Raw genomic sequence first — 22,407 nt, forward strand, 5'->3', positions numbered from 1 at the left:
AGATCAGCACTTGAATCAAAGCACTCGGATGTTCCAGACTGCGACGGGGCGTGGCAGGAACAGATTGACTAATCACCATGCGTTTCAAACGAACCTACAGCGTGACGATTACCACATCGCCGGTCATCTTAGATACTGGGGGGAACCTTCGCCAGCCACGCCTTAACGAATCTTTACAACCCAGCCTTGTCCTTATACGCCCGTACACGAATCAGGCTGCAGCTTGACCGGAAAAACGAGCGGCGCAAGAATTGCTAATCCGCCATCTATTCGTCTGATCACTACCAACCCATTGCACGCTAGGAAATCAATGAGCACTATAACAACTCGCGACGGTACTAAGATCTATGTGAAGGTTTCAGGCGAGGGTCGGCCGGTGGTGCTGATTCACGGATGGCCTTTATCCGCGGACAGTTGGGACTATCAAGCTATGCTGATCGCGGAGGCTGGCTTTCAAGTTATCACTTACGACCGACGCGGTTTCGGGCGATCGGATCAGACGTGGTCGGGTTACGATTACGATACGCTCGCCGATGATCTGGCAGACGTGATCAAAGAAACGGGAGTAGACAATGCAACCATCATCGGCTTTTCGATGGGCGGTGGCGAAGTCGCGCGATACATGTCGCGATACAAGGGCGAGAAGATCGCGCAAGCTGGCCTGATCTCGTCTGTCGTACCATTTATGCTCAAAACTTCCGACAATCCCCAAGGTGTTGATTCCTCTGTCTTTGCTCAGATAATTAGCGGATTAAAGAAGGACCGGCCTCAGTTCTTTGAGGGCTTTTTCAAAGACTTCTTTGGCGTCGGACTTTTATCGAAGCCTGTAAGTGACGAATATCTTCTCTACACGAGAAACATAGCTTTACAGGGAAGCCTCAAAGCCACGATTGACTGCGTCAAGGCATTTTCATCGACCGACTTCCGCAACGATCTCTCATCCATTACCGTGCCCACACTTATCATTCATGGAACAAGCGACAACACCGTCCCGATCGATATTAGCAGCCGAATCGTAGCAAAGCAGTTGCCTCATGCAACCTTCCACGAATACGAAAACGCTCCGCACGGTCTGTTGGCCACGCACCAAGATCAAGTCGCCAACGACATCATTAAATTCCTTCGTTCGGCAAACTAAGTAACAGCTTGCCTCACGTATCAAATCCCTTGTTGGGCTATGATTTCATAAAGATCGAGCGAACTACGGCCGCCTAACAGGGCGAAGACATCTCGGACTGCATAATGAGCCGAGGCTAGACCGCTGTTCGATAACTCGTGAGCAACGCTTGGAAATACATAGTAGTGAGGTTCCCGTGTGGCATAAGTCCACCCGGGCCATTCGCTGTGAATTCCGCGAAAAGGACTTAGGTCCAATGTTGGAGCGATCGAAGGATCGAATTGACTGGAATAAAGCCCAACCACGTTATCGATCTTTAGCTCCACCGAGGACTCGTCGGTAGTTAGCACGTTTGCTACCGTATCAGCGCCCTCGGACGATAGCTTTGTCACACCGTACCCAACCATCATTTGCACTCTACCCGCAGCATTCATGTACTGTTCAGCGGTGGCTTTTTCGGTGGGGCGGACTAGCCAAATGAGAGCAGTACTTAAGTTGGCCCATTCTAGTTGCTGGAATTCCGTGGCAAAACGAATCGCTTCTTCAGAACACCCACACAGCAGGAGCTTTTTTCCTTCAAGCTTTGTTTTTTCGAAGCGATCATCGAGCGGAAAATACTGCAAAAACTCGTGTTCTTTTTCGGTTTGGCCAATGGCACGCGAACCACCTGGGCCTATTCCCAGTAGTCTCTGGCGAAGGGATCGGCAATCGAAAACGAGATCCGCTCGGACAGTCTGCTCGCCTCGCGTACTTGAATTTACCCGCAAGAAGAATTCGTCATTGCATCGCTCCTGTAGATCTACGTTCTCGTTGGCATGTGAAGTCAGCCGACTCACTTCTTGCACATGGGTATTAAAGTAAACAAAGTCATGTAGCAGATCTGTCTTCGCGATAGGAGTTAAATAGGTCGTTTCAAAATCTTGCCCCGACCACTCGCTAGATAATTCGGGGCGAGTATCGATCCCATGCTGTGAAGCGAGAGCTGCCCACCCCAGGGGCGTAGTCAGTTTTTCAATGATCGATGGCATCATGCGCTGGTGCCAGCGTTTGACAAATCTAGCTGGACGGCCTGAATCAAATAGAAGAATGTCATAGCCTAGAAAACGTGCGTAGAGGGCTGCCTCGATACCGACTGGACCGGCGCCGATGATTGCGATCGTCGCTGGAGCTTCAACTTCCGGGTCCCACTGCATTGTTTTAACTCGAGTCTTTTGTCTTGTTTAGGTTTTAAATGTTTAGTTTAAGTACGGTAAAAGGGCTACCTTGCTACCAGTTTGCTTGAGCCGTCACGCCGCGATTCACGTGAAAGGCGGCGATATCGAGGGGCAGCGCATTGCCCTGGACTAACGCCAAAATAATGTCAGCCGTGGCCGGTGCCAAATGCAGGCCGCTGCGGAAATGTCCGGTAGCCAGCAATACTTGCGGAAATTGCGGTATCCTCCCGATGTAAGGAAGTCCGTCGAAAGAGCCTGGCCGCAAACCGGCCCAGGCTTTCACGAAATATTTCTCATTCCAGTCGGGCATCAGCGTATCGACCCAAGCTTTCAGTTCGCTGATTTTTTCCTCCGTCGTTTGGCAAACAAAGCCGACTTCTTCTTCGCAAGAGCCTGCTAGAACATGACCATCGGACCTGGGAACAAGATACCGATGCGCATCGTTAACCACGGGCGTAAACTCTTGTTCGGGAAGTTTGTATAAAAGCATTTGGCCGCGAACAGGAAGCACACCAGTCTCAACGTGCAGCGGCTCGAGTAGTCGCTGCGCCCATGCACCATTGGCGATACAGACTTGGTCGCTGACCCATTCCGTCGAACTTGTAACGACTTTACAACTGCCATCCGCCTGAGGCTCGATGGCTTTGACGGGAAGATTTTCGCTAATGGTAGCTCCCGTCGACAGACATGCGGCATGTAAGCCTCGAATCAATCGCGGATTTCGCACTTGATACTCCGCTGGCAAGTACCATGCGTTCTTCAAACCGCCCTTCTCCAAGCCTGAAGCAATCCAGTCGAACGATGGAGAACTTCTGCGGATGCGGTTGGCATCCCAACGTTCGTATTCGATGCCATGATCATCCCACCAGGATTCTTGCGCCAACAGCGTGGCAGCTTCGCCTCGGGATCGGGCGAGGTAGAGTCCTCCACACTTAGAAAACCCAATATCGATGCCCGTCAGGCCTTCAATTTCGGTATCCCACTGGGGGTAAATTGAGTGAGAATAGCCTCGCAGTTGATCGATCGGATCCGAAACTTGAACGCGTGGGGCGGCGGGAAGTATTCCCGCGCCAGCCCAGCTCGCCCCGCTACCAATGTGCCCGGAATCGACCAGATGAACGGAAAGGCCGGCGGCAGATAACTTCCAAGCGATTGCTAGCCCGACAACTCCGCCCCCGACAATTGTAATTTCAACAGGTTTAGTCATGAATTGCAGCAAAAAAGCATCCCGAGTGTGACACCGCGGTGCCAAATTTGCTCAAGAAATGTTGCAGACTGCTTGGCTGCCACTCATCTCGAGTTTTCAATACGCTATAGTTGCGTGCCTCGATGATTTCGACAATATGTCGGTAACTCAGAATGCGAGCGATATTTGCTCTGCGGAGCAACTATGCTTATTCTAAGGTGCCTGCATTCTAAACGATGAAGATCAATGGCCAAAGTTACGAGCGAACAATTTGTTGAGCTAGCGATGAAAAGCCAGCTCGCCGACCAAAAAGCTTTGAGCGAAGCGGCAGATGCTCTGCGCCAAGAGAACGCGGGACAGTTGCCGGAAGACCCGGTCGAAGTTGCTAAGACGTTCGAGAAAGCCAAACTTCTAACGCGTTGGCATTGCGAAAAACTGTTGCAAGGAAAGTACCGCGGATTCTTTCTCGGAAAACACAAACTGCTTGGTCACTTGGGTACAGGCGGGATGAGCACTGTTTATTTGGCCGAGCATTTATTGATGCATCACAAGCGTGCGATCAAAGTGATGCCTAAGAGTAAACTGGGAAACAATTCATACTTGTTACGATTCCAGCAAGAAGCCAAAGCGATCGCGTCGCTGAATCACCCGAACATTGTACGAGCGTTCGACATCGACAATGAAAGTGACACCCACTATATCGTGATGGAGTTTGTCGATGGCGCAGACATCCAGACAATCGTGAAGAAGCATGGGCCGCTGAGCTATGACAAAGCTGCCGACTATACGATCCAAGCAGCGCGCGGACTGCAGCATGCCCACGACATGGGTCTGATTCATCGTGATGTTAAGCCTGCAAATCTGCTCGTCAATCGCGAGGAAGTCGTTAAGGTCCTTGATCTGGGTTTGGCTCTTTTTGCAGACGACGAACTATCCTCGTTGACCATCGAACACAACGACAAAGTTTTAGGTACTGCCGATTACCTGGCTCCTGAGCAAGCGTTGAATAGTCACAAAATTGATTTCCGGGCAGACATTTATGCTTTAGGCTGCAGCTTGTACTTTATGCTGACCGGTCATCCTCCTTTTCCCGAAGGTAGCATTGCGCAGCGTATTGCAAAACATCAGAAAATGATGCCTGAGTCGATCCGAAAGGACCGCGCAGACTGCCCGGGAGAGCTTGAGGGAATTTGCGTAAAGATGATGCAGAAGGACCCCCGCTATCGCTATGTAGATTGCGCTCAGGTCGCAGAAGTGCTCGAGAACTGGCTTGCGACTTATCGTATCAATGCCATGCCAACCAAGAAAGCAGTTGCAGCATCGGCAGCACAAGGCGGTCATTCTTCGTTATTCCCCGGCGGCGGTAGCTCAAGCTCAACACTTGGTTCGTCTCTATCGAGCGGTAAAAACCTCGGAGGTGAAAGCAGCAGCCGTATGAGCTCTATCGTTTCCATCTCCGCAAGCGACTCTGGCGTGCTACGTAAAATGGCTTCTGCCAGCGGTTCGATTATCGACAGCCAAGTGAACCTTGAGAATGATTCCAATTCTCCAATTTCGCACCGCAAGGCTGCCTCACAAAAGGAAATTGAAGCTGAGCAGAGGTCGGCTGCGAAAAGAATCAGTCGCATTGCACAAGCGACCGCAAGGAAGAACGAGTCCGACTTTGATAGAGCAACTCGCCCCAGCAGTTCGCCGCTAGTCGCAAATACGGCGACGCGAAACGCTCAGCAAACCCCCAAACTGCCTGTGAATGCTGGCCCGCAGAGCAGCCGACTATCACCGTTGTTAATCGCCGTGGGAGTTCTGGTTTTGCTGGCGGCCGCCGTTACGTTGGGCTTCTTCCTCGCACGTTGGGCGGGCTAAAGCGTCAAGCTAGTTAGTTGCCTAGTATACGCGTCTCCATTCTTAGAAACGCGTCGCATCTTTCGTGGGCGCTGCCGCCTGAAGTGAATAGTGTCAGGACATAGGTAACACATGTCCCCGGTCTATACACTGAAGGCGGGACTACGAACGGGATCGATTAAAGTCGGCCGGATGCAGCAGGCCGACGACCAGCTCTGCCTTTTCGTAGCGGCGAACTTTGCGAACCACTGCGGACGGGTTTAGCGGCGGTAGGTTTCTGCGAAGCGGTGGAACGTGGCGCACTGCTCTTGGCCGTCGTGGTCGACTTGCTTCTCCCAGCATTGGAACGATTGCCGCTCCGCGGTGACGGCCTGTTTCCATTGCGTTGTTGGGCCGGTCGAGGATTTCGGCGTCCTTGAGACTCTTCAGGCCGAACTGCCGGTTCGTCGTGTTCGATTTCCAAGCCTTCAGGCAGCGACATTACAGGTATCTTTTTGCGAAGGTACTTCTGCACGTCGTCCAAGTTCTTTCGCTCTTCGTGATTGCAGAACGAAATCGCAATGCCCGATTCACCTGCCCTGCCCGTTCGTCCGATTCGATGGACATAGGTCTCAGCGACGTTGGGCATGTCGTAATTAAACACGTGTGAAATTCCGCGTACGTCGATTCCCCGTGCCGCAATATCGGTCGCAACCAAAACCTGTAGTTGTCCAGCTTTGAACTCGCCCAGAATTCGCTGACGCTTGTTCTGCGACTTGTTGCCATGCAATGCGTCCGAGGAAATCTCGAAGCGAGCAAGCTTCTTAGCAACGGCATCCGCGCTGTACTTGGTTCGTACGAACACCAACACTGACGCAGATGGATCTTTCTTGATCAAATTTGCAAGCAGGAAAGGCTTACCTTTTTGCGAAACAAAATAGACTTGTTGTTCAACACGTTCCGCTGCGGGCAATTCTGGACGAATGCTTAGTCGTGCTGGGTTAATGAGGATTTCGTCGGCAAGTTTTCGGATATCGTCGGGCATCGTCGCCGAGAAAAATAGCGTCTGCCGATCCTTCGGGACTTTCCGGATAATGGATTTAACGTCGGGCAGAAATCCCATATCGAGCATATGGTCGGCTTCGTCCAAAACCAGTATCTCTGTCGCGTTGAGTTCGACGTATCCTTGGTCGATAAGGTCCAGCAAGCGACCGGGCGTTGCGATGACTACATCGACACCTTTCTCAAGTTCAACTATTTGTCGAGTCTGATTGACTCCGCCCAAAATCACCGTGTGGCGGACCTTGGTTCGTTTGGCATACTTTTTAAAACATTCGCCGATCTGCACTGCAAGCTCGCGCGTCGGCGCCAAAATCAGTGCACGAATGTTGCGCGTGGTCCAATTGACTGGGTTCGCCACTAGGTGGTGGATGATTGGCAGCGCAAAAGCAGCCGTTTTGCCGGTGCCTGTTTGAGCACATCCAAGAACGTCACGCTGCTGCATGACGCACGGAATGGCTTCCATTTGAATTGGTGTTGGGTGTTCGTATCCAGCCTCTTCGATGCCACGCAAAATGCGAGCGTCGAGGCCAAGTTCTTCAAAACTCATCCGAGTTGGTCCTATGAAAACAAGAGATCCTGATGCAATTTGTCCAGGACCAAAATGTCAGGCAAGATAATTTGCCTAGAGAGAATCATTGGAACCCGGTAGTCGTCCAATGGTGAAAAGAACCAGCGGCGATGTGAAGATAATAGCTCAAACCAACGTTCTGTCTAGTCAAACACCTCAGAGCTTCGCCCAACCAACGTGAGTACAGTGCCTGAATCCAACCGCTTCAGATGACCTCGAAACGTTCATCGAAAACGAGTTTGGCAGCCCTTTTTCTTGCAAATTCCATGCGAACTGAGCTTCGAACGACCAGCAGATCACTTTTTTACAGAACGATGCGAAGGTCGATATTCGAGATAGAATGGTAGAGTGAAACAATCGTCCCCGGACTGAAATCCTTGGAAACTTATGAGCCATCCTGCTTTAACTAATTGGCGCACAGCAGTGCTGCGTAGCATTGTGGTTTTTACGCTCGCAATCGGCTGGACGCTAAATGCCAACGCACAGCAAAACCTGCAACAAAAGTTTGCCACGTTTCAGCAAAGTTTTACTAAGGCGAGCGAACATTTCAAAGCAAAAGAGTTTCAGGAATGCTCTACAGAACTCGACAAAAGCAAGAAGTTATTAAGTGAGCTTGTCACTGCGGCGGAGAATCCACGCCAACGTACCCAGCTGAAACCACAGTATGAAAGATTGTTGCAAGCGGAAGTCGCACTCAAGAAGAATGGTGTCGAACTGCAAGACTCTCCGACATGGGCGGAATTTCTGAAGTCGGCACTTGAAAAACCAGACGAGATGAAGCCCGCTGAAGCAAATACGTTGAGCTTCTCGCGCGACATTGTTCCGATCCTGAACCAGCGTTGCGGCAATTGTCACATTCGCAGAGCGTCTGGGCAGTTGTCGATGGCGACATACGAGAGCATGCTTCAAGGCGCCAAGGGCGTCCCGTTGATAACTCCGGGGAATGCTGCTGCAAGTCGCATGATTGAGGTCATTGAAGACGGCGATATGCCTCGAGGTGGTCAGAAGCTAACCGAACAGGAACTCGTGGCGCTGAAACAGTGGCTTGATGCGGGGGCACCATTCGACGGGACTAGCCCCAAAGATCCAATCACCGCAGGCGTTGCGACTGCGGCGCCGGCTCCAGCGATGGACGATGATTTTGTGGCTCCGGCGAAAACGACCGTTAGCTTTGCGAGAGACATTGCTCCGGTGCTCGTAGAAAACTGCAAGGGTTGTCATGTCGAAGCAACTCAATTGCGAGGCGGATTAAACATGAACAGTTTTGCGCAACTGATTCGTGGTGGCGATAGCGGTAACGTCTTGGTGCGCGGTAAAGGTAAGGAAAGCTTGATTGTTCGGAAGCTGCGCGGGATGGAAGGCCAACGCATGCCAGTCAATCGACCGGCTTTGGACGGAGATACCATTGCAAAGTTTGAAACATGGATCGATGAAGGAGCGAGCTTTGACGGACCAAGCCCAGAGACGGCCGTGGCGAGAGTTGCCGAATTGGCGTGGGTGGCGAATGCCAGTCCAGACGAACTTAAAGAAAAGCGATTGGCAGTTGCTAAAGATGCTTGGTTGCGAGTGTATGGAAAGGCGAATGAGTTTTCTGCCAACAACGAAACCTTTGTCGTCCTTTCGGACGAAAGTGCGGGCACAGCGAAGAAGGTTCTTGACCTGGCAACAGAGATTAGCTCGCAGTTGCAGGGCACATTAAAACTAAAAGCAGGAGTCGACTTATTCCCCGGCGGCGCCACGATTTTCACCTTTAACAAACGCTATGACTACAGCGAGTTCGGCAAGATGGCTGAATCTAGGTCACTGCCTGCAAGTTGGAGTGCGCATTGGCGGCGCGATGGCGTGAACGCTTATGTGGCGATTCAAGCTGGCTCGCAAGAAGCGGAGCAACTTGAGAACAATCTTAAGATCAATCTTGCCGCGTTGTGGGCGAGTTCCTTTAAAGGTGTGCCGCGATGGTTCGCCGATGGAATTGGCCGCTATGTTTACAGCACGAAAACCGGCCGAAACGATGCGAACGTTGTCGCGTGGGAACAGACAGCGCAGCGTGCTGTGTTGTCGATGAAAGACGCCCAGCCGTTGCTTCAGAACAGCATGAACGAAGAAGATTCTGCGGCGATAGGATTTGTTCTTGTCAAAGCGCTCAATCAGGGTCCTAATAAGAAAAAATTTGATGCATTCCTAAAGAGAATGCAGGCGGCGGACGATTTCCAAGGTGCCTTTACCGAATCATATGGACCGCTGGAAGCAAGTGTCGCGGGCTTTTTAGGATTTCAAGTGAAATAGCGAATGTCGACCATCCCTACCAGCCGCAATGTAAATCGCGAAGACCTATCTATTCAGCCAGTTGCCGTCATCGATATCGGTGCCACAAGCATTCGGATGGCAATAGCAGAGATCCGTCCCGACAACGGCGTGAGGATGCTTGAGAGTCTTACTCAGGCGATTTCCATTGGCAAAGACACTTTTACAACGCAGCGCATCCGCCGCAGTTCGATTGAAGAATGCGTACGAGTGCTCAAGAGCTATCGCCGCGCAATGCAGCAGTACGGCATCACACGCCCCGAACACATGCGTATTGTCGCTACCAGCGCGGTTCGGGAAGCAGCCAACCGGTTGGCCTTTATCGATCGCATTTTTATTGCGACCGGCTTAGTCATCGAACCGTTGGATGAGGCGGAAGTGAATCGCGTCACTTACATGGGCATCCAACCACTATTGCGAAATGTCCCATCGCTGTCGGCAACGAAGAACATTGTTGTAGAGATTGGTAGCGGATCGACTGAAATCCTGGTTGTCCGTGGTGGTAACGTAATCTTTTCGAATACTTACCGTTTAGGTTCGTTACGGCTGATTGAGCAATTGGATAAGTTTAAGACCCCTGGCGGAAAACAGCGCATCTTGATGGACACGCAGATCCGCAGGTTTGTCGAAGCCATGTTTGATCACGTGCAGGGCGACTCGAAAGTAGAAATAGTCGGCATCGGCGGCGACGTACGCTTTATGATGAATAATCTCAGCGGGAAAGAAGACTCCGACGAAATGCTCGAGATTCCGGTCAAATCGATCGCAGCTCTGACCAATGAACTGCTTGAAATGTCGGGCGAAGAGATCGTTCAAAAATACAACATCAGCTTTCCCGATGCTGAAACTGTTGGCGCTGCACTGCTCAGCTATGTACGATTGGCTGAACGTTTCGGATGCACGACGATTCACGCTGCTCCGACCAATCTTCGCGATGGGCTGCTGAGCGATTTTGCTAACAGCGAGCGTTGGACAGCCGAGTTTCGCAATCAGATTATTCGATCGGCAATCAACCTCGGACGCAAGTTCTCGTTCGACGAAAAACATGCTCGGCATGTCGCGTTACTTGGTCGTAAGCTGTTCGCCGATTTGCAAGAAGAACATCAGCTCGATCAGCGCATGGAGTTGATACTTTATCTGGCGTGTTTGCTCTACAACATCGGACATTTCATCAATGTTCGCAGCAACCATAAGCATGCGATGTACCTAATTCGCAATAGTGAATTGTTTGGACTTTCGCGTAAAGACGTACTCTTGGTCGCACTTGTGGCGCGTTACCATCGACGTTCCAGCCCCCAGTCTGATCACGAGGGCTATGCGACGTTGGATCGTGCCGACAGAGTCGCCGTATCTAAACTGGCCGCTATCTTACGTATTGCGATCGCTTTGGATGAGACGCGGTCACAGCGAATTATCAACGTCAAATCTCGACGCGATAGTGACCGCTGGATTATCAGTACGAACGACGTTGAAGACCTCTCGCTGGAACAACTGATGATACGTCAGACAGGGATGTTATTTGAAGAGGTCTTTGGTATGTCCCTCATGCTGCGTGCAAGCCGGCGTAGTATTAATACCTAGGTCGCTTTGCTTGGAAATGCCCTCGTTTGTTGCTCAAGAAATGAGAGGTACGTATCGCAATTCGAATGGACAGTACAATCGTTACAGCTCCCCACTTTGCCGTAAGGAAAATTGCCGAATAAAAGCAATTGATCGCCCGACGACGCGCCTGAGCCGATGATATGATTGGACTTGAGGATTCGAACAAACGGGATTGAGACAACTTAGGGTTTTCATGATCGGATTGCGTGCAAGGAAGCATGAACGTCCAGGGATCGTCTTCTGCGCGATTACGGCAGTATTTCTGGCCGTACAAACCTACTCGTGGGCCGATGACTTCTGCTTGCTGGCTGGGAACCGTGAAGCCTATCTTGCGCGCATCGAGTTGATTGATTTAGCTGAACATGAGATCGATGTCGCTTATTATGCGATCGACTCGGGTGATATCGCAATCAACATTCTGGCTCATCTACGACAAGCCGCTCGGCGTGGGGTCAAAGTCCATATCCTTGTCGATGGTTTGAAATCCAGACTGCCTTCAAAGTTCGAAGAGTTTCTGATGGCTGATGGGATTGAAATACGGGTCTATCATCCTCCTTTTCGTGGTAGGCCCTGGTGGTTAAATCGGCGAATTCATCACAAATTGTTTGTAGTCGACAAGAAGGCGATGATCATCGGCAGTCGCTATTTGCAGGACTTCCATTTTGGACTCGATGAGGAGAACTTTGAAGAGATGGACGCAATGCTGACCGGCGACATTTGTCAGGTTGCGTCGGAGAGCTTCCATCGTCTGTGGCATTCAAGCGGTGTTTACGCTTCAAACAAATCGAACTCGTTTGGTCTAGACTTTCGGGACAACCTTGAGATGGAGATATCTCCTTTCGGTTTCGATCGCGCAAAACGTCAGGCGGCTTACGAGCAAGCGATTGTTGAGGCTCAGTGTCGCATCGCAAACAGTACTAAGCTAACAAACAAACCTGTTGTGAATTGCACTGATGACTGTGTAGAAGGAGTTTGTTGCCGTCTATTGACCGATGCAAATACGAGCAAGCATGACCGTGCATTTCAGAACGAAATCTTATCGCTTATTGATTCCTCCAACCAATCATTGGTGATTGAAAGCCCCTACCCTGTCTTGCTCAAGCCAGTCAAAGACGCGTTGTATCGAGCCCGTCAGCGAGGGGTCGAAGTCGTACTTCTTTCTAATTCACTGGAATCCACCGACCGCACGTCGCCTTATGCCGCTTACCAGAACGATAAGTCAGACTTTCTCAAGCATGGTATCCTGCTTTATGAATATGTTGGTGGTGAGACGTTGCATACCAAATTGATGATCATTGACAATCAGCAGGTGCTGCTGGGAAGTTACAATATGGATGCGCGGTCTGATCGCCTGAATCTTGAACTATCGGTCTTAATATCCGATCCCCGGGTCGCCCATATTCTCATGCATCATCACTGGGCAAGGAGACAGAGCAGTCAATTTGTCGCAATCGATCCTGCGCGTCCTCGCGTCGTTGGCGATGCATCTAAAGTTGAACAGGCACGCCTCAAGTTTCGCCAATTGGTCGTTCCCATATTTCGCAGTTCTCTTTGACGACGAAAATCTGCGTTTACACCTGACTCCAACTGCGGACAGCCGCAGGAAGAATTTGTTGGTTGTGAGATTTCAGGGAAAGTTCAAAAAATGCCGCTAACAACGATTGTTGTTCGGCGGGAACCGATACACTTATCTTCTTACTCGCACCGACGAAGAACTCAACATGAAGCGAGATGGAGATTCAAAAGAATTCCACTAAGAACCAGTCGTCGAATGACTCGACGCAGCCCGTTCCCCCGGACGCTGCGCGGCAACTTCACTTGCAGGAGAGTAGCGTCGGAGATAGCCACGTGGAGGTTCTAGACCAAGTAATCGAGTCGCTACTGCTGGTTACGAAACACGATTTTCGTACGTATCGGAAGAACACTTTGTTGCGCAGGATTCGTCGACGTACGAGTCTGTTGAAGCTTAGGCGTTTGGAAGACTACGTGGATCGTTTGCAAGAGGATCCGCAAGAAGTCGCGCAGTTGCGGAATGACCTTCTAATTGGAGTAACTCGCTTTTTTCGTGATCGCGAGGCTTGGGCTTCGTTCGGCGAACAATTGATTTTTCCCCTGCTCGACAGTGCTAACGATGCCAAGCGGCCTTGCCGGATGTGGTCTATCGGTTGCGCCTCGGGCGAAGAGGCCTACAGTTTGGCAATCCTTTGCCTGGAGCATGCAGAGCGGAGAAATATCGACAATAATGTCCAAATCTTTGCCACGGACGTCAGCGAGAAAGCAATAGCTGCGGCGAGGATAGGGTACTTTGCTGAAACGAGCGTTCAAAATCTCTCTAGCGACCACTTAAAGCGATACTTTGATAGATACCGTTCGGGCTACAAAGTCAGTAGGACACTCAGAGACATCGTTATTTTTGCTGAACACAATGTGTTGGAAGATGCACCCTTCCCCAAGCTCGATTTGATCACCTGCCGAAATCTTTTAATATATTTCAACACGGAAGCTCAGCAGCGAGTCCTCAAGACGTTTCGATTTGCCTTGAAAGAAGGAGGAGGACTCTTTTTAGGACCGTCGGAATCCACTGGAAACCTTTCGCACTGCTTCACGGCAGTTGACAAAAGATGGCGGATTTTTCGGCGAAGCGACCCACATAAGCATTACAACAGAACACTCCAAAATAGTTCGTTAACCAGTTTCTCCGCACAAGCACTCATGTCACGATCCGAATCAACGCCAGGAATTGCGTCGCTTGTTCATCTCCAGATGATGAAGGAGTTAGAAGAAGGACTAGCAGTTGTCGACTACGGCGGTCAAACATTATTTTTGAATGGCAATATCGATTTCTATCTGCAGCTTTCCAAGGGCGAAGTTCTGGCCAAAGCTCCAGACTTACTTGAAATAGTTCGCGATGGATTAGGGCGAACTGTCCGAGACCTATTGCGGCGAGTAAAGCAAAGTGGATCAATAGAGACCTCCAAGGGACGTGTCCTCCGTAATGGTGGCTTCATTCCAGTCGTAGTCGTCGCGCGCCCGCTCGAGAATGTCGCTGAAGCAATTCTTTTTTCGTTCCGGCCGGACTTGGAGCAACAAAGCGTTCCGTCCAACCAAAGCAAATTCGAGGAATCTTCGGCGACAGAACGTGCCATAGAAGAACATATTCTTGACTTGGAGCAGGAACTTGCGCGAACTCGTCATCAACTGATGAGTGCAATTGAAAGCCTTGAGGCCTCCAATGAAGAGCTGAAGGCTTCCAATGAAGAGTCGACAGCGATGAACGAAGAGCTACAGGCGGGAAATGAGGAACTGGAGACCTCGAAGGAGGAATTGCGTGTTCTTAATGATGAACTGGCCAAAGCAAATAACCAGCTAGAACAAAGGCTTCAAGAATTACAGGAGACCACAGACGACCTTAACAACCTATTGCTCAGCACTCAGTTGCCGACAATCTTTGTTGATACCAATTGTCAAATCCGAAGATTCACACCATCCATCAACGATCTCTTTACAGTTACAGCTTCCGATACGGGTCGGGCTCTTTCAAGCGTTCTCGCTCGTTTTTTGTCAAAAGACTTGCTTGCAGATATTGAAAGGGTCTCCGCGGATTTGCAGCCTCGCGAGCGGGAAATCGAAACCGATGCTGGCCGCAGCTACATGGCTCGCCTGCTGCCGTACCGCACGGCAGATGACCGAATTCAGGGAGTCGTTATCACTTTCAACGATGTGACGACGCTGCTTCAGACCAGTAGAAAATTGCAGGCACGCCGTCACCAGGCGGCCGCACTGGCTGAATTAGGTCGAACAGCATTAAACTGCACAGATCTCCAAACTCTGTTCGACACAACGGTTCAGATGGTATCGCGGACGCTCAATAGCGAACTATCGAAAATCCTCATGCTGATTCCTGAGAAAGAAGAGCTCTTGCTAATTTCAGGCATCGGCTGGAAACGCGGGATTGTGGGCCAGAAATCTGTACGTAGCGATGAAAACACACAAGCAGGCTACACGTTAAAATCTCTTGCGCCAGTCGTTGTTATCGATTTGAAAAAAGAGCCTCGATTTGTCGGACCAAGCTTGTTATTTGACCATGACGTAGTCAGCGGTGTTAGCGTCATCATTGGTCCTTCCAATGCCCCATGGGGCGTCCTGGGTACTCATACCACCAACAAGGTGCACTTTAGTGAAGATGATAGTAACTTCGTTGAATCGGTCGCAAATCTTTTGTGGCAGGCCATAGAACGGCACAAGAAAGAGGAGCGGTTTCGCAGCACTTTCGATAATGCGGCAGTCGGCATCGCTCATGTAGGGCTTGATGGTAAATGGTTGCAGGTGAATGACAAGCTGTGTCAGATTGTTGGCTATACGCCGGTAGAATTACTGCAGAAGCGATTTCACGATATCACGCATCCAGAGGATTTGTCTCGCGACCAAGGGCTTGTTGAGAGCACGTTGCGTGGCGAAATCGACCGATATTCGATTGAAAAGCGATATATTCACAAGTCCAACCATGACGTGAATGTAAATCTTACCGTGGCGCTTTCGCGGCGTCCGGATGGAGAGCCAGACTACTTTATTTCTATTATCGAGGACGTTACGGAACGCAGCCAGATCCAAAGGCAACTTGCAGAGAGCAAGCAACAGTTGCAAACATTCTTAGACAACGCCCCAGTCATGATGGGACTCGTCGAATTACCTCCGGACAATTCCGACATTTTCCACATCATTGACAACGCTTCTACTGAGCAATTCTTTGGCGTCGGCTCCGGCGCGACGCTCGGTAAATGGTCCAGTCGAGACCTTAATGTGCCGCGAGCAAAGATCGACTATTGGTGTGAAAACTATCGCAAATCTCAACAAACCGGTGCGCCTGTTCACTTCCAACATGCTCATATTAAGACAACGGGCTGCGATGAATACGTCGAAAAAAACTGGCTCAGTGTCACGGTTTCACATATCGGCACTACCGATGAGGGGCGTGATCGCTTCTGTTACATTGCTCTAGACGAAACGCAACGCGTGCAGGCGGAAGCCGATCTGAAGAGCAGCCATGATACGTTTCTTAATTTGATCGAGAACGCGCCTTTCGGCGTTTACGTCATTGACGCCGACTTGCGATTGCAAAGCGTGAGTCGAGGTTCCGCCCGAGTTTTTGAGAACGTTAACCCCCTGATCGGGCGCGACTTTAGCGAAGTGCTAAAAACAATCTGGCCGGAACCATTTGCTTCTGAAGCGCTCGCCAAATTTCGACACACACTGGAAACAGGAGAACCGTTCGAGGCAACTGAAACTACGGAATCGCGAAATGATACACGCGTCCTGGAATCGTATCACTGGCAACTTGATCGCGTGACGATGCCAGACGGACGCTTTGGCGTGGTCTGTTACTTTTATGAAATGACCGAGTTGAAGCAAGCGGAACGCGCTCTGCGGGAGCATGAACAACGTCAAGCACTACTGCTTGAACTAGTAAAACAGAACCGAGAAACAGACGATGAAGCTCGTATTTTTTCTTCGGCTGCTGAAGCGCTCGGAAAACACCTCAACGCTCATCGCACCGGCTTCTTTCAGCTAGAAGACGATCGCCTCGTCTTTACATTCGGTTGGAGTGATAGCACGCTACCAATTCTAAGAGGCCAACTACCAGTCAAAGCGTTCGGTACAAAATTCCTCGAGGAGATTCAGCAAAACAAAACCATCGGGATTGCGAACACCCAAACAGATCCGCTCACGATCGATTCGGAGTTTATCCACCTAGATACTCGCGCGCTGCTTGGTACCCCAATCTTTCGCAATGGCGACTGGCAAGCGGGCCTGTATATCCATCACGCCACCGAACGAACTTGGACGGACGAAGAAATTTCGCTCGTGCGCAAAGTTGCCGATCAAACGTGGGACGCAGTCGAGCGAACAAGATTCGTAAAGGCGATCGGAGAAAGCGAAGGGAGGTTGCGATTGGCCGTCGAGCTGGCGAACGTCGGCGTCCTCGTCTGTGACTATGAGCGCGACACCGCAACACTTGACTCAATCGCCGGTAAACTTTTCGACTTGCCTGCCAACCAACCGATTCCGCGGGCAAGCGTTCATGAAAGGTTCCATCCTGACGAACGTAAGAAGCTGCTAAACCAGATTGAAACAACGCTCGATCCCGCAGGAAGCGGAACTCTTGAGATAGAACACCGGATTGTGCACGAGAACGGAAGAGTACTGTGGTTAAATGTTTGCGAACAAGTTAAGTTTGTTCAAGACGCTGAAGGCCGACGTCGACCAAGTGTGTCGCTCATTGCGGCTATCGATGTCACCGACCGACGAGAACACGAAGAGAAACTGGACTTCGCGCGACGACAAGCTGAAGCGGCGAATCGCGCACGGGGCGAATTTCTCGCGAATATGAGCCACGAAATTCGAACTCCTATGACAGCCATTTTGGGATACGCTGATCTCTTGAGCGGACATCTAAAAGATCCTGATAATATGCAGTGCGTCGAAACAATTCGACGCAACGGGCGATTCCTGCTAGACATTATTAACGACATATTGGATCTGTCCAAAATCGACGCCGGACGAATGGAGATCGACAAGGAACGAATCGCTCCGGAACAGATCGTTGCCGACGCCGTCTCGTTAATGAATGTGCGTGCCGAGGAAAAGAAGATCGAACTGATCGCGGAATTCGACGGCAAACTCCCTAAACTAATTGAGACCGATGGCAAGCGACTTCGACAGATCTTGCTAAACTTGCTAGGCAATGCGATCAAGTTTACTGACCAAGGACAAGTTCGGCTGACAGTCCGACATAATCCACAATCAGCGAAAATTGAATTCAAAATCCAAGATACCGGCATTGGAATGGAGAAAGGCTTCCTTGCAAGATTGTTCCAACCTTTCACTCAAGCTGATGCGTCTGTAACTCGATCTTTTGGAGGTACCGGTCTCGGCCTCGCAATCAGTCGACGCTTGGCTACGATGCTCGGAGGTGACATCGAAGTAGAAAGTATACTCGGGCTTGGAAGTACTTTTACCCTCTCAATCGACCCCGGTCCGCTGAAGGGCGTTCATTTTATTGAGCCAAGCATTTTAGCGAGCGAACCCGCGCCTGTTCAGACGAACATAACGTTGCGCGGAAAATTTCTGATTGTCGACGACCGTCGCGATATACGCTTTCTAGCTCAACATATTATCGAACAAGCAGGCGGTTTAGTCACGACCGCCAACAACGGACAGGAAGGCGTAGATACTATCCTCAAAGCAGTAGATGAAAAGAAAACATTCGACGTAATACTCATGGACATGCAAATGCCAGTCATGGACGGCTACGCCGCAGTCACCGAAATTAGGCGGCGAGGAATACGCACTCCGATTATCGCACTTACAGCGAATGCAATGGATGGTGATGCCGAGGATTGTACGCAAGTTGGTTGCGATGCATTTATTTCTAAACCGATCAATCGCCAGAAGTTACTTCGTACGATCGCTAATTTCTTGCAGCCAAACTGAATTTAAGTCGCGAGTTCCCAAGGTCGACGGTACTCGTAGTCCAGCAAGTTGTTAGCCTCATCGTCATTTATCACTTGCTCTTTTGCTGCGTCCCACTCCAAGCGGCGTTTCACGGCGAGGGACATGTTTGCCAAGTGCGAAAATGTCGTTGACCGATGACCGATTTCAACGTCCGCATTCGGCTTTTCACGAGATTTGATACAGTCTAAAAAATTGCGGGTGTGCAACACGGTTAACTCGTGATTGTTGCCGCCGATGTCGCCTTTTTCAGAAGTCGACATCGGCCGCCCAGTTTGAAACTGTCCTAATGATTCCGCGCGAATGTCAAATGATTTCTCGCCCAGATAAGCGACGCCATTTGTTCCGCGGAACTCTACATCACCGGCAGGCAGCATCGGCAATCCACTCGCTTCATACTGGCCGAAGAGGGCGAGTGCGCCAGATTTGAATTGAAAGGTGCATTCCATCGTGTCAGGCACAGTGCGATCATCATCGATGGCAAACTGCCCACCCATCGCACAGATGCTTTGTGGAGCTAACTCGTCTAGCGCCCAACGAATTGCATCAAGATAATGCACTCCCCAGTTGCCGACCTGTGACGAGTAACTCTGCCACCAGCGGAACTTGTAAGGTGCAATATTGTCTTGGTAGTCGATTTTCGGCCGCGGCCCTAACCAAAGATCCCAATTGAGTTCCTTCGGCGGTTCTGTTGCAGAAAGTCGTCCAATACCTCGCGGTGCCATATTGCTGACGCGATAAGCTCGGGCGACGGTCACTTTTCCTAACAAGCCCTGCTGGATTCTAGGGACCATTTCCGCATAAAGTGGACTGCTGCGACGGTGTGTTCCGACCTGAACAACGCGGTCATATTTTCTCGCAACGTCGACCATCGCGCGACCTTCCTTAATCGATAGGGCGAGCGGCTTTTCGACATATACATCCTTGCCCGCTGCACATGCGTGGGTGCACTGAATCGCATGCCAATGATCGGGCGTTGCTATCACAATTGCGTCTAAATCCTTACGATCCAGAAGCTCGCGAAAATCTTCGACTTGATCCAATTTTCGGTCAAACTTTTTTGCGGCTGAGGCCAACGAGCGTTGGTCCACGTCACACAAGGCTACGATTTCTGCATCATTGTGCTCCAAAAAAGCATCGATCAATTGACCGCCCCGATTTGCAACTCCAATCACAGCTAAACGTACGCGATCGCTGGCTTGGGCTTTCGCTGTCCGAGCGTACGACGAGGACACTGCAGTCGCAGCGACAAGACTGCTGGCATGAAACGCTCGACGTGAAAGGGCGATATTTCGTTCCATTGTTTTGGTCCTCGTTTTTTGTTCGCCAAGCATCGAAAGGCGGTAACTTCTTTGGAAAATCGCGGTAGATCCATGATAGCCCAAATGCATCCGAGAGTGTTTTGCAAGCAAAACTTGTGGCACTAATTGCAAAATGGAGAAGCCAGCAAAGATTTTGGACTGGACATTGAAGTTTAGTCTCCTTTAGTGTCCGCATTGTACCGCGATGGTGAACAAATAGCCGTCGTCGGGCGATGGTAGCTCATCAATTTACGGAAGCTTGCACGAATGCCGCTCGCGCCTATGCGAATCGCTCTAATGTCATCTCAACAGGAATGGGGAGGTGGCGAACAATACTTATGGTCTCTCGGCGACGGCTTAATCAAACGTGGTCATGATGTCCTATGGATCGCGCCACCAACGAGTTTGTTGAGCGAGCGGATCAAAGTCCAAGGTTACAAGTTGTTTACGATCGCCGGTCGAAAGCCTTCTCCGCTGGCAATGATGCAGATGCGTCGAAAGCTACGCCAAGAGAAAACACAAATTCTGCATGCGAACGATTCGCACGCCATTCTTTGGGGGTCGTTAACATCACTGGCAAGGTCGAGCATTCGGCGTGTAGGCCTCAAACACACGGTTTTTCCGATTCGATCGAGCGTCAAATACAACTGGTGCCTGGACAAGCTCGTCTGCGTCTCTCGCGCAGTAAGAGAATTGTGCTTAGAGTCAGGAATTGCCCCGGAGCGGTTAGAAGTAATCCATGGCGGCATTACGCCTCCCAAGTATGATCAACTGCAGGAGCGATCGATCGCATGCAAGAAACTAAACTTGGATCCTGGAATTCCGCTCTTTTCGGCCGTCGGAAGCCTCATTCCATGCAAAGGTTTTGATACGCTGATTCACGCAGCCAAATACCTTCGTCATCGCATTCCTGAGTTCTGCATTGTCGTTTGTGGTGAAGGCCCAATGCGTCCGGAGTTAGAGCACCTGATCCGACAGCATGGCCTTGAGCGACACGTGCAGTTGATCGGCTTTCAAGAAGACCCAAATGCGTGGATCGCGGCCTCCGACGTTTTCGTTCATCCGACGAAATCCGAAGGGCTATCGCTCGTCTCCATCGCTGCCCAGATGATTGGCACTCCGGTAGTGGCGACGGAAGTCGGTGGTCTGCGCGAAGTGATGCGTTGCAATGAAACCTCGCGTCCTCTTGGCTGGATCTATGCAACGAACTGTCCGATCAATTTGTCCGAATTGCTGGAGCAATCGTTGTGTCAGATTGCTAAACGCAGGGCCTTCGCCAGAGATGCTTATATTTCTGCAACCGCTCAATTCCATCTAGAGCGTATGATTGACCGTTTCGAGAATCTGTACGGCTCGCTCTTAGGAATTAATACCGGCGCGATTCAGATGCAGCGCCGACTGGCAGCCTAGCCAAAAGAGATTCATGGCTGTGCTGCCAAATGCTCGAACGGCGTGGATCTTCTGTTATTTACCTGACAAATTTGATGCAGGCTGGCGATGGCACAGAAACGTTGTTGCCAGTGTTGGACAAATTGCCCGACATTGGATCAATCTCCAACACGTAAATAGAATCACTATTTTGATTCTCTGCCAGGATAAAATTACCCGTTGGGTCAATCCGGAAGTTACGTGGTGTCTTCCCCCCCGAACTTCCATGATTATTGAGCTTTAGCGTGCCATCTTCAGAATTCACACTGTAGCTGGCGATCGAATTGTGCCCACGGTTTGAGCCAAACACAAATTTGCCATTTGGCGAAACAAGTATTTCAGCCGTTGAATTGTCGCCCTCAAAGCCGTCCGGAAGTGATGATATTTCTTGCACGATTTTTGCTTCTCCCTTTTCAGCATCCCAAGTCGACACGCAAATCGTTGAAGTCAGCTCGTTGATCACATAGAGCACGGGCAACGTGGGATGGAATGCGATGTGTCTTGGTCCCGAACCAGGGGGCATTGCCAGATGTTGATCGTCTTGCGGAATAATTTGTTTAGCTTCGCGATCAATTCGGTAGATCATCACTTTGTCGATGCCCAAATCTGCAAACAGAACGTAACGATTCGATGGATCTACGACTGCGCAGTGAGCGTGCGGTTCCCGTTGGCGTGACGGGTTAGCGCTGCTGCCAGAATGTTGAATCGTATGTGATGCCGGTTCCAAACTGCCATCGTCGCTAACGGGGAACATGCTGATAGAACCGTCTCCGTAGTTCGCCACAAACACGAAATGGCCGTCAGCGTCAGTATTTACGTAACACGGACCTTCGCCCCCCGCCGCTTGCCGGGAGATCTCCTTTAGCTGCGTGACTGGTTGGTCGGCTTGAAAGGCAATTACGACGGGCCCTGCCCCAGCTCCATCGCGAGAACTAGCCTCACTTACACAGTACCAAACATCGAGCTTTGGATGCTGAGTAAAAAACGAAGGACGATCCACCGTTGCCAGCAAGCGAGGTTCCGCTATTTTCTTTGAAGCGACGTCGAATTCAGAAAGAAATAGCCCCGGACCGTACCCACCAATCAAAAACGGGTGCACGGTTTTATCTTTGGGGTCCTGAGCGACCGCAATTGCGTGAAATGCGGAGAAAGCAGCTGCGACGAGCAGAAGTATATTCTTAGTTTTATCGGCCACTGGTATTCCTGGGTTCATAACGAGATACGAATCTATTGCGATTCGGTGCGACCAATCGCGGTGCCGCATTGCAGTAGGGCTTAAACTATGTCAGATTCTA

At 50.5% G+C, this 22,407-nt stretch carries 12 protein-coding genes; 7 read left to right on the forward strand and 5 right to left on the reverse strand.

The features are described from left to right. Positions 1-310 precede the first annotated feature (310 nt). Positions 311-1,138 carry an alpha/beta fold hydrolase gene (locus tag SH451x_RS23295; RefSeq protein WP_479359636.1) on the forward strand — a complete coding sequence of 276 codons (828 nt, stop codon included), beginning with the start codon at positions 311-313 and terminating at the stop codon, positions 1,136-1,138. Between the two features lie 20 nt (positions 1,139-1,158). Here the strand turns inward: SH451x_RS23295 and SH451x_RS23300 are convergent, their stop codons facing one another. Then, positions 1,159-2,310: an FAD-dependent oxidoreductase gene (locus tag SH451x_RS23300; protein ID WP_479359637.1), complete on the reverse strand. Its 1,152-nt coding sequence runs from the start codon at positions 2,308-2,310 to the stop codon at positions 1,159-1,161. Between the two features lie 73 nt (positions 2,311-2,383). Next, positions 2,384-3,538, reverse strand: coding sequence for a glycine oxidase ThiO (thiO, locus tag SH451x_RS23305; RefSeq protein ID WP_479359639.1), 1,155 nt, complete (start codon positions 3,536-3,538; stop codon positions 2,384-2,386). A gap of 225 nt (positions 3,539-3,763) precedes the next feature. On the opposite strand from thiO, the gene SH451x_RS23310 reads away from it, so the two are divergent. Further along, entirely contained in the window at positions 3,764-5,380 is a 1,617-nt protein-coding gene (locus SH451x_RS23310; RefSeq protein ID WP_479359641.1) for a serine/threonine-protein kinase, read from the forward strand. A gap of 157 nt (positions 5,381-5,537) precedes the next feature. On the opposite strand, the gene SH451x_RS23315 is transcribed toward SH451x_RS23310, so the two are convergent. Next, positions 5,538-6,947, reverse strand: a complete 1,410-nt coding sequence (locus tag SH451x_RS23315) for a DEAD/DEAH box helicase (RefSeq protein WP_479359642.1) — start codon at positions 6,945-6,947, stop codon at positions 5,538-5,540. Between the two features lie 408 nt (positions 6,948-7,355). On the opposite strand from SH451x_RS23315, the gene SH451x_RS23320 reads away from it, so the two are divergent. The 4 genes from SH451x_RS23320 (at position 7,356) to SH451x_RS23335 (ending at position 18,365) form a co-directional block, all read left to right on the forward strand. Next, positions 7,356-9,254 (forward strand): c-type cytochrome domain-containing protein, encoded by a 1,899-nt coding sequence (locus SH451x_RS23320; RefSeq protein WP_479359644.1) that lies wholly within the window; start codon positions 7,356-7,358, stop codon positions 9,252-9,254. A gap of 3 nt (positions 9,255-9,257) precedes the next feature. Beyond that, the gene (locus SH451x_RS23325; RefSeq protein ID WP_479359645.1) at positions 9,258-10,853 is read left to right on the forward strand and encodes a Ppx/GppA phosphatase family protein; all 1,596 of its coding nucleotides are present in this window, start codon (positions 9,258-9,260) and stop codon (positions 10,851-10,853) included. Positions 10,854-11,067: 214 nt separating this feature from the next. Beyond that, positions 11,068-12,429, forward strand: coding sequence for a phospholipase D-like domain-containing protein (locus SH451x_RS23330; protein ID WP_479359647.1), 1,362 nt, complete (start codon positions 11,068-11,070; stop codon positions 12,427-12,429). A 176-nt stretch (positions 12,430-12,605) separates the two neighbouring features. After that, positions 12,606-18,365, forward strand: coding sequence for a CheR family methyltransferase (locus tag SH451x_RS23335; protein WP_479359649.1), 5,760 nt, complete (start codon positions 12,606-12,608; stop codon positions 18,363-18,365). A 2-nt stretch (positions 18,366-18,367) separates the two neighbouring features. Here SH451x_RS23335 and SH451x_RS23340 read toward each other — a convergent pair whose 3' ends face one another. Further along, positions 18,368-19,684 (reverse strand): Gfo/Idh/MocA family protein, encoded by a 1,317-nt coding sequence (locus SH451x_RS23340; protein ID WP_479359651.1) that lies wholly within the window; start codon positions 19,682-19,684, stop codon positions 18,368-18,370. Positions 19,685-19,981: 297 nt separating this feature from the next. On the opposite strand from SH451x_RS23340, the gene SH451x_RS23345 reads away from it, so the two are divergent. Further along, positions 19,982-21,094 carry a glycosyltransferase family 4 protein gene (locus tag SH451x_RS23345; protein WP_479359652.1) on the forward strand — a complete coding sequence of 371 codons (1,113 nt, stop codon included), beginning with the start codon at positions 19,982-19,984 and terminating at the stop codon, positions 21,092-21,094. Between the two features lie 58 nt (positions 21,095-21,152). Here the strand turns inward: SH451x_RS23345 and SH451x_RS23350 are convergent, their stop codons facing one another. Further along, positions 21,153-22,307, reverse strand: coding sequence for a lactonase family protein (locus tag SH451x_RS23350; RefSeq protein WP_479359654.1), 1,155 nt, complete (start codon positions 22,305-22,307; stop codon positions 21,153-21,155). Between the last annotated feature and the right edge of the window lie 100 nt (positions 22,308-22,407).

The organism is Njordella aestuarii (assembly GCF_056494165.1).

What these genes read in the sequence shown, in the direction of transcription:
- SH451x_RS23315 (WP_479359642.1), bottom strand. Translation starts at nt 6,947, where the DNA reads ATGAGTTTTGAAGAACTTGGCCTCGACGCTCGCATTTTGCGTGGCATC.
- SH451x_RS23345 (WP_479359652.1), top strand. Translation starts at nt 19,982, where the DNA reads ATGTCATCTCAACAGGAATGGGGAGGTGGCGAACAATACTTATGGTCT.
- SH451x_RS23320 (WP_479359644.1), top strand. Translation starts at nt 7,356, where the DNA reads ATGAGCCATCCTGCTTTAACTAATTGGCGCACAGCAGTGCTGCGTAGC.
- SH451x_RS23340 (WP_479359651.1), bottom strand. Translation starts at nt 19,684, where the DNA reads ATGGAACGAAATATCGCCCTTTCACGTCGAGCGTTTCATGCCAGCAGT.
- SH451x_RS23335 (WP_479359649.1), top strand. Translation starts at nt 12,606, where the DNA reads ATGGAGATTCAAAAGAATTCCACTAAGAACCAGTCGTCGAATGACTCG.
- SH451x_RS23325 (WP_479359645.1), top strand. Translation starts at nt 9,258, where the DNA reads ATGTCGACCATCCCTACCAGCCGCAATGTAAATCGCGAAGACCTATCT.
- SH451x_RS23310 (WP_479359641.1), top strand. Translation starts at nt 3,764, where the DNA reads ATGGCCAAAGTTACGAGCGAACAATTTGTTGAGCTAGCGATGAAAAGC.
- SH451x_RS23295 (WP_479359636.1), top strand. Translation starts at nt 311, where the DNA reads ATGAGCACTATAACAACTCGCGACGGTACTAAGATCTATGTGAAGGTT.
- SH451x_RS23300 (WP_479359637.1), bottom strand. Translation starts at nt 2,310, where the DNA reads ATGCAGTGGGACCCGGAAGTTGAAGCTCCAGCGACGATCGCAATCATC.
- thiO (WP_479359639.1), bottom strand. Translation starts at nt 3,538, where the DNA reads ATGACTAAACCTGTTGAAATTACAATTGTCGGGGGCGGAGTTGTCGGG.
- SH451x_RS23330 (WP_479359647.1), top strand. Translation starts at nt 11,068, where the DNA reads ATGATCGGATTGCGTGCAAGGAAGCATGAACGTCCAGGGATCGTCTTC.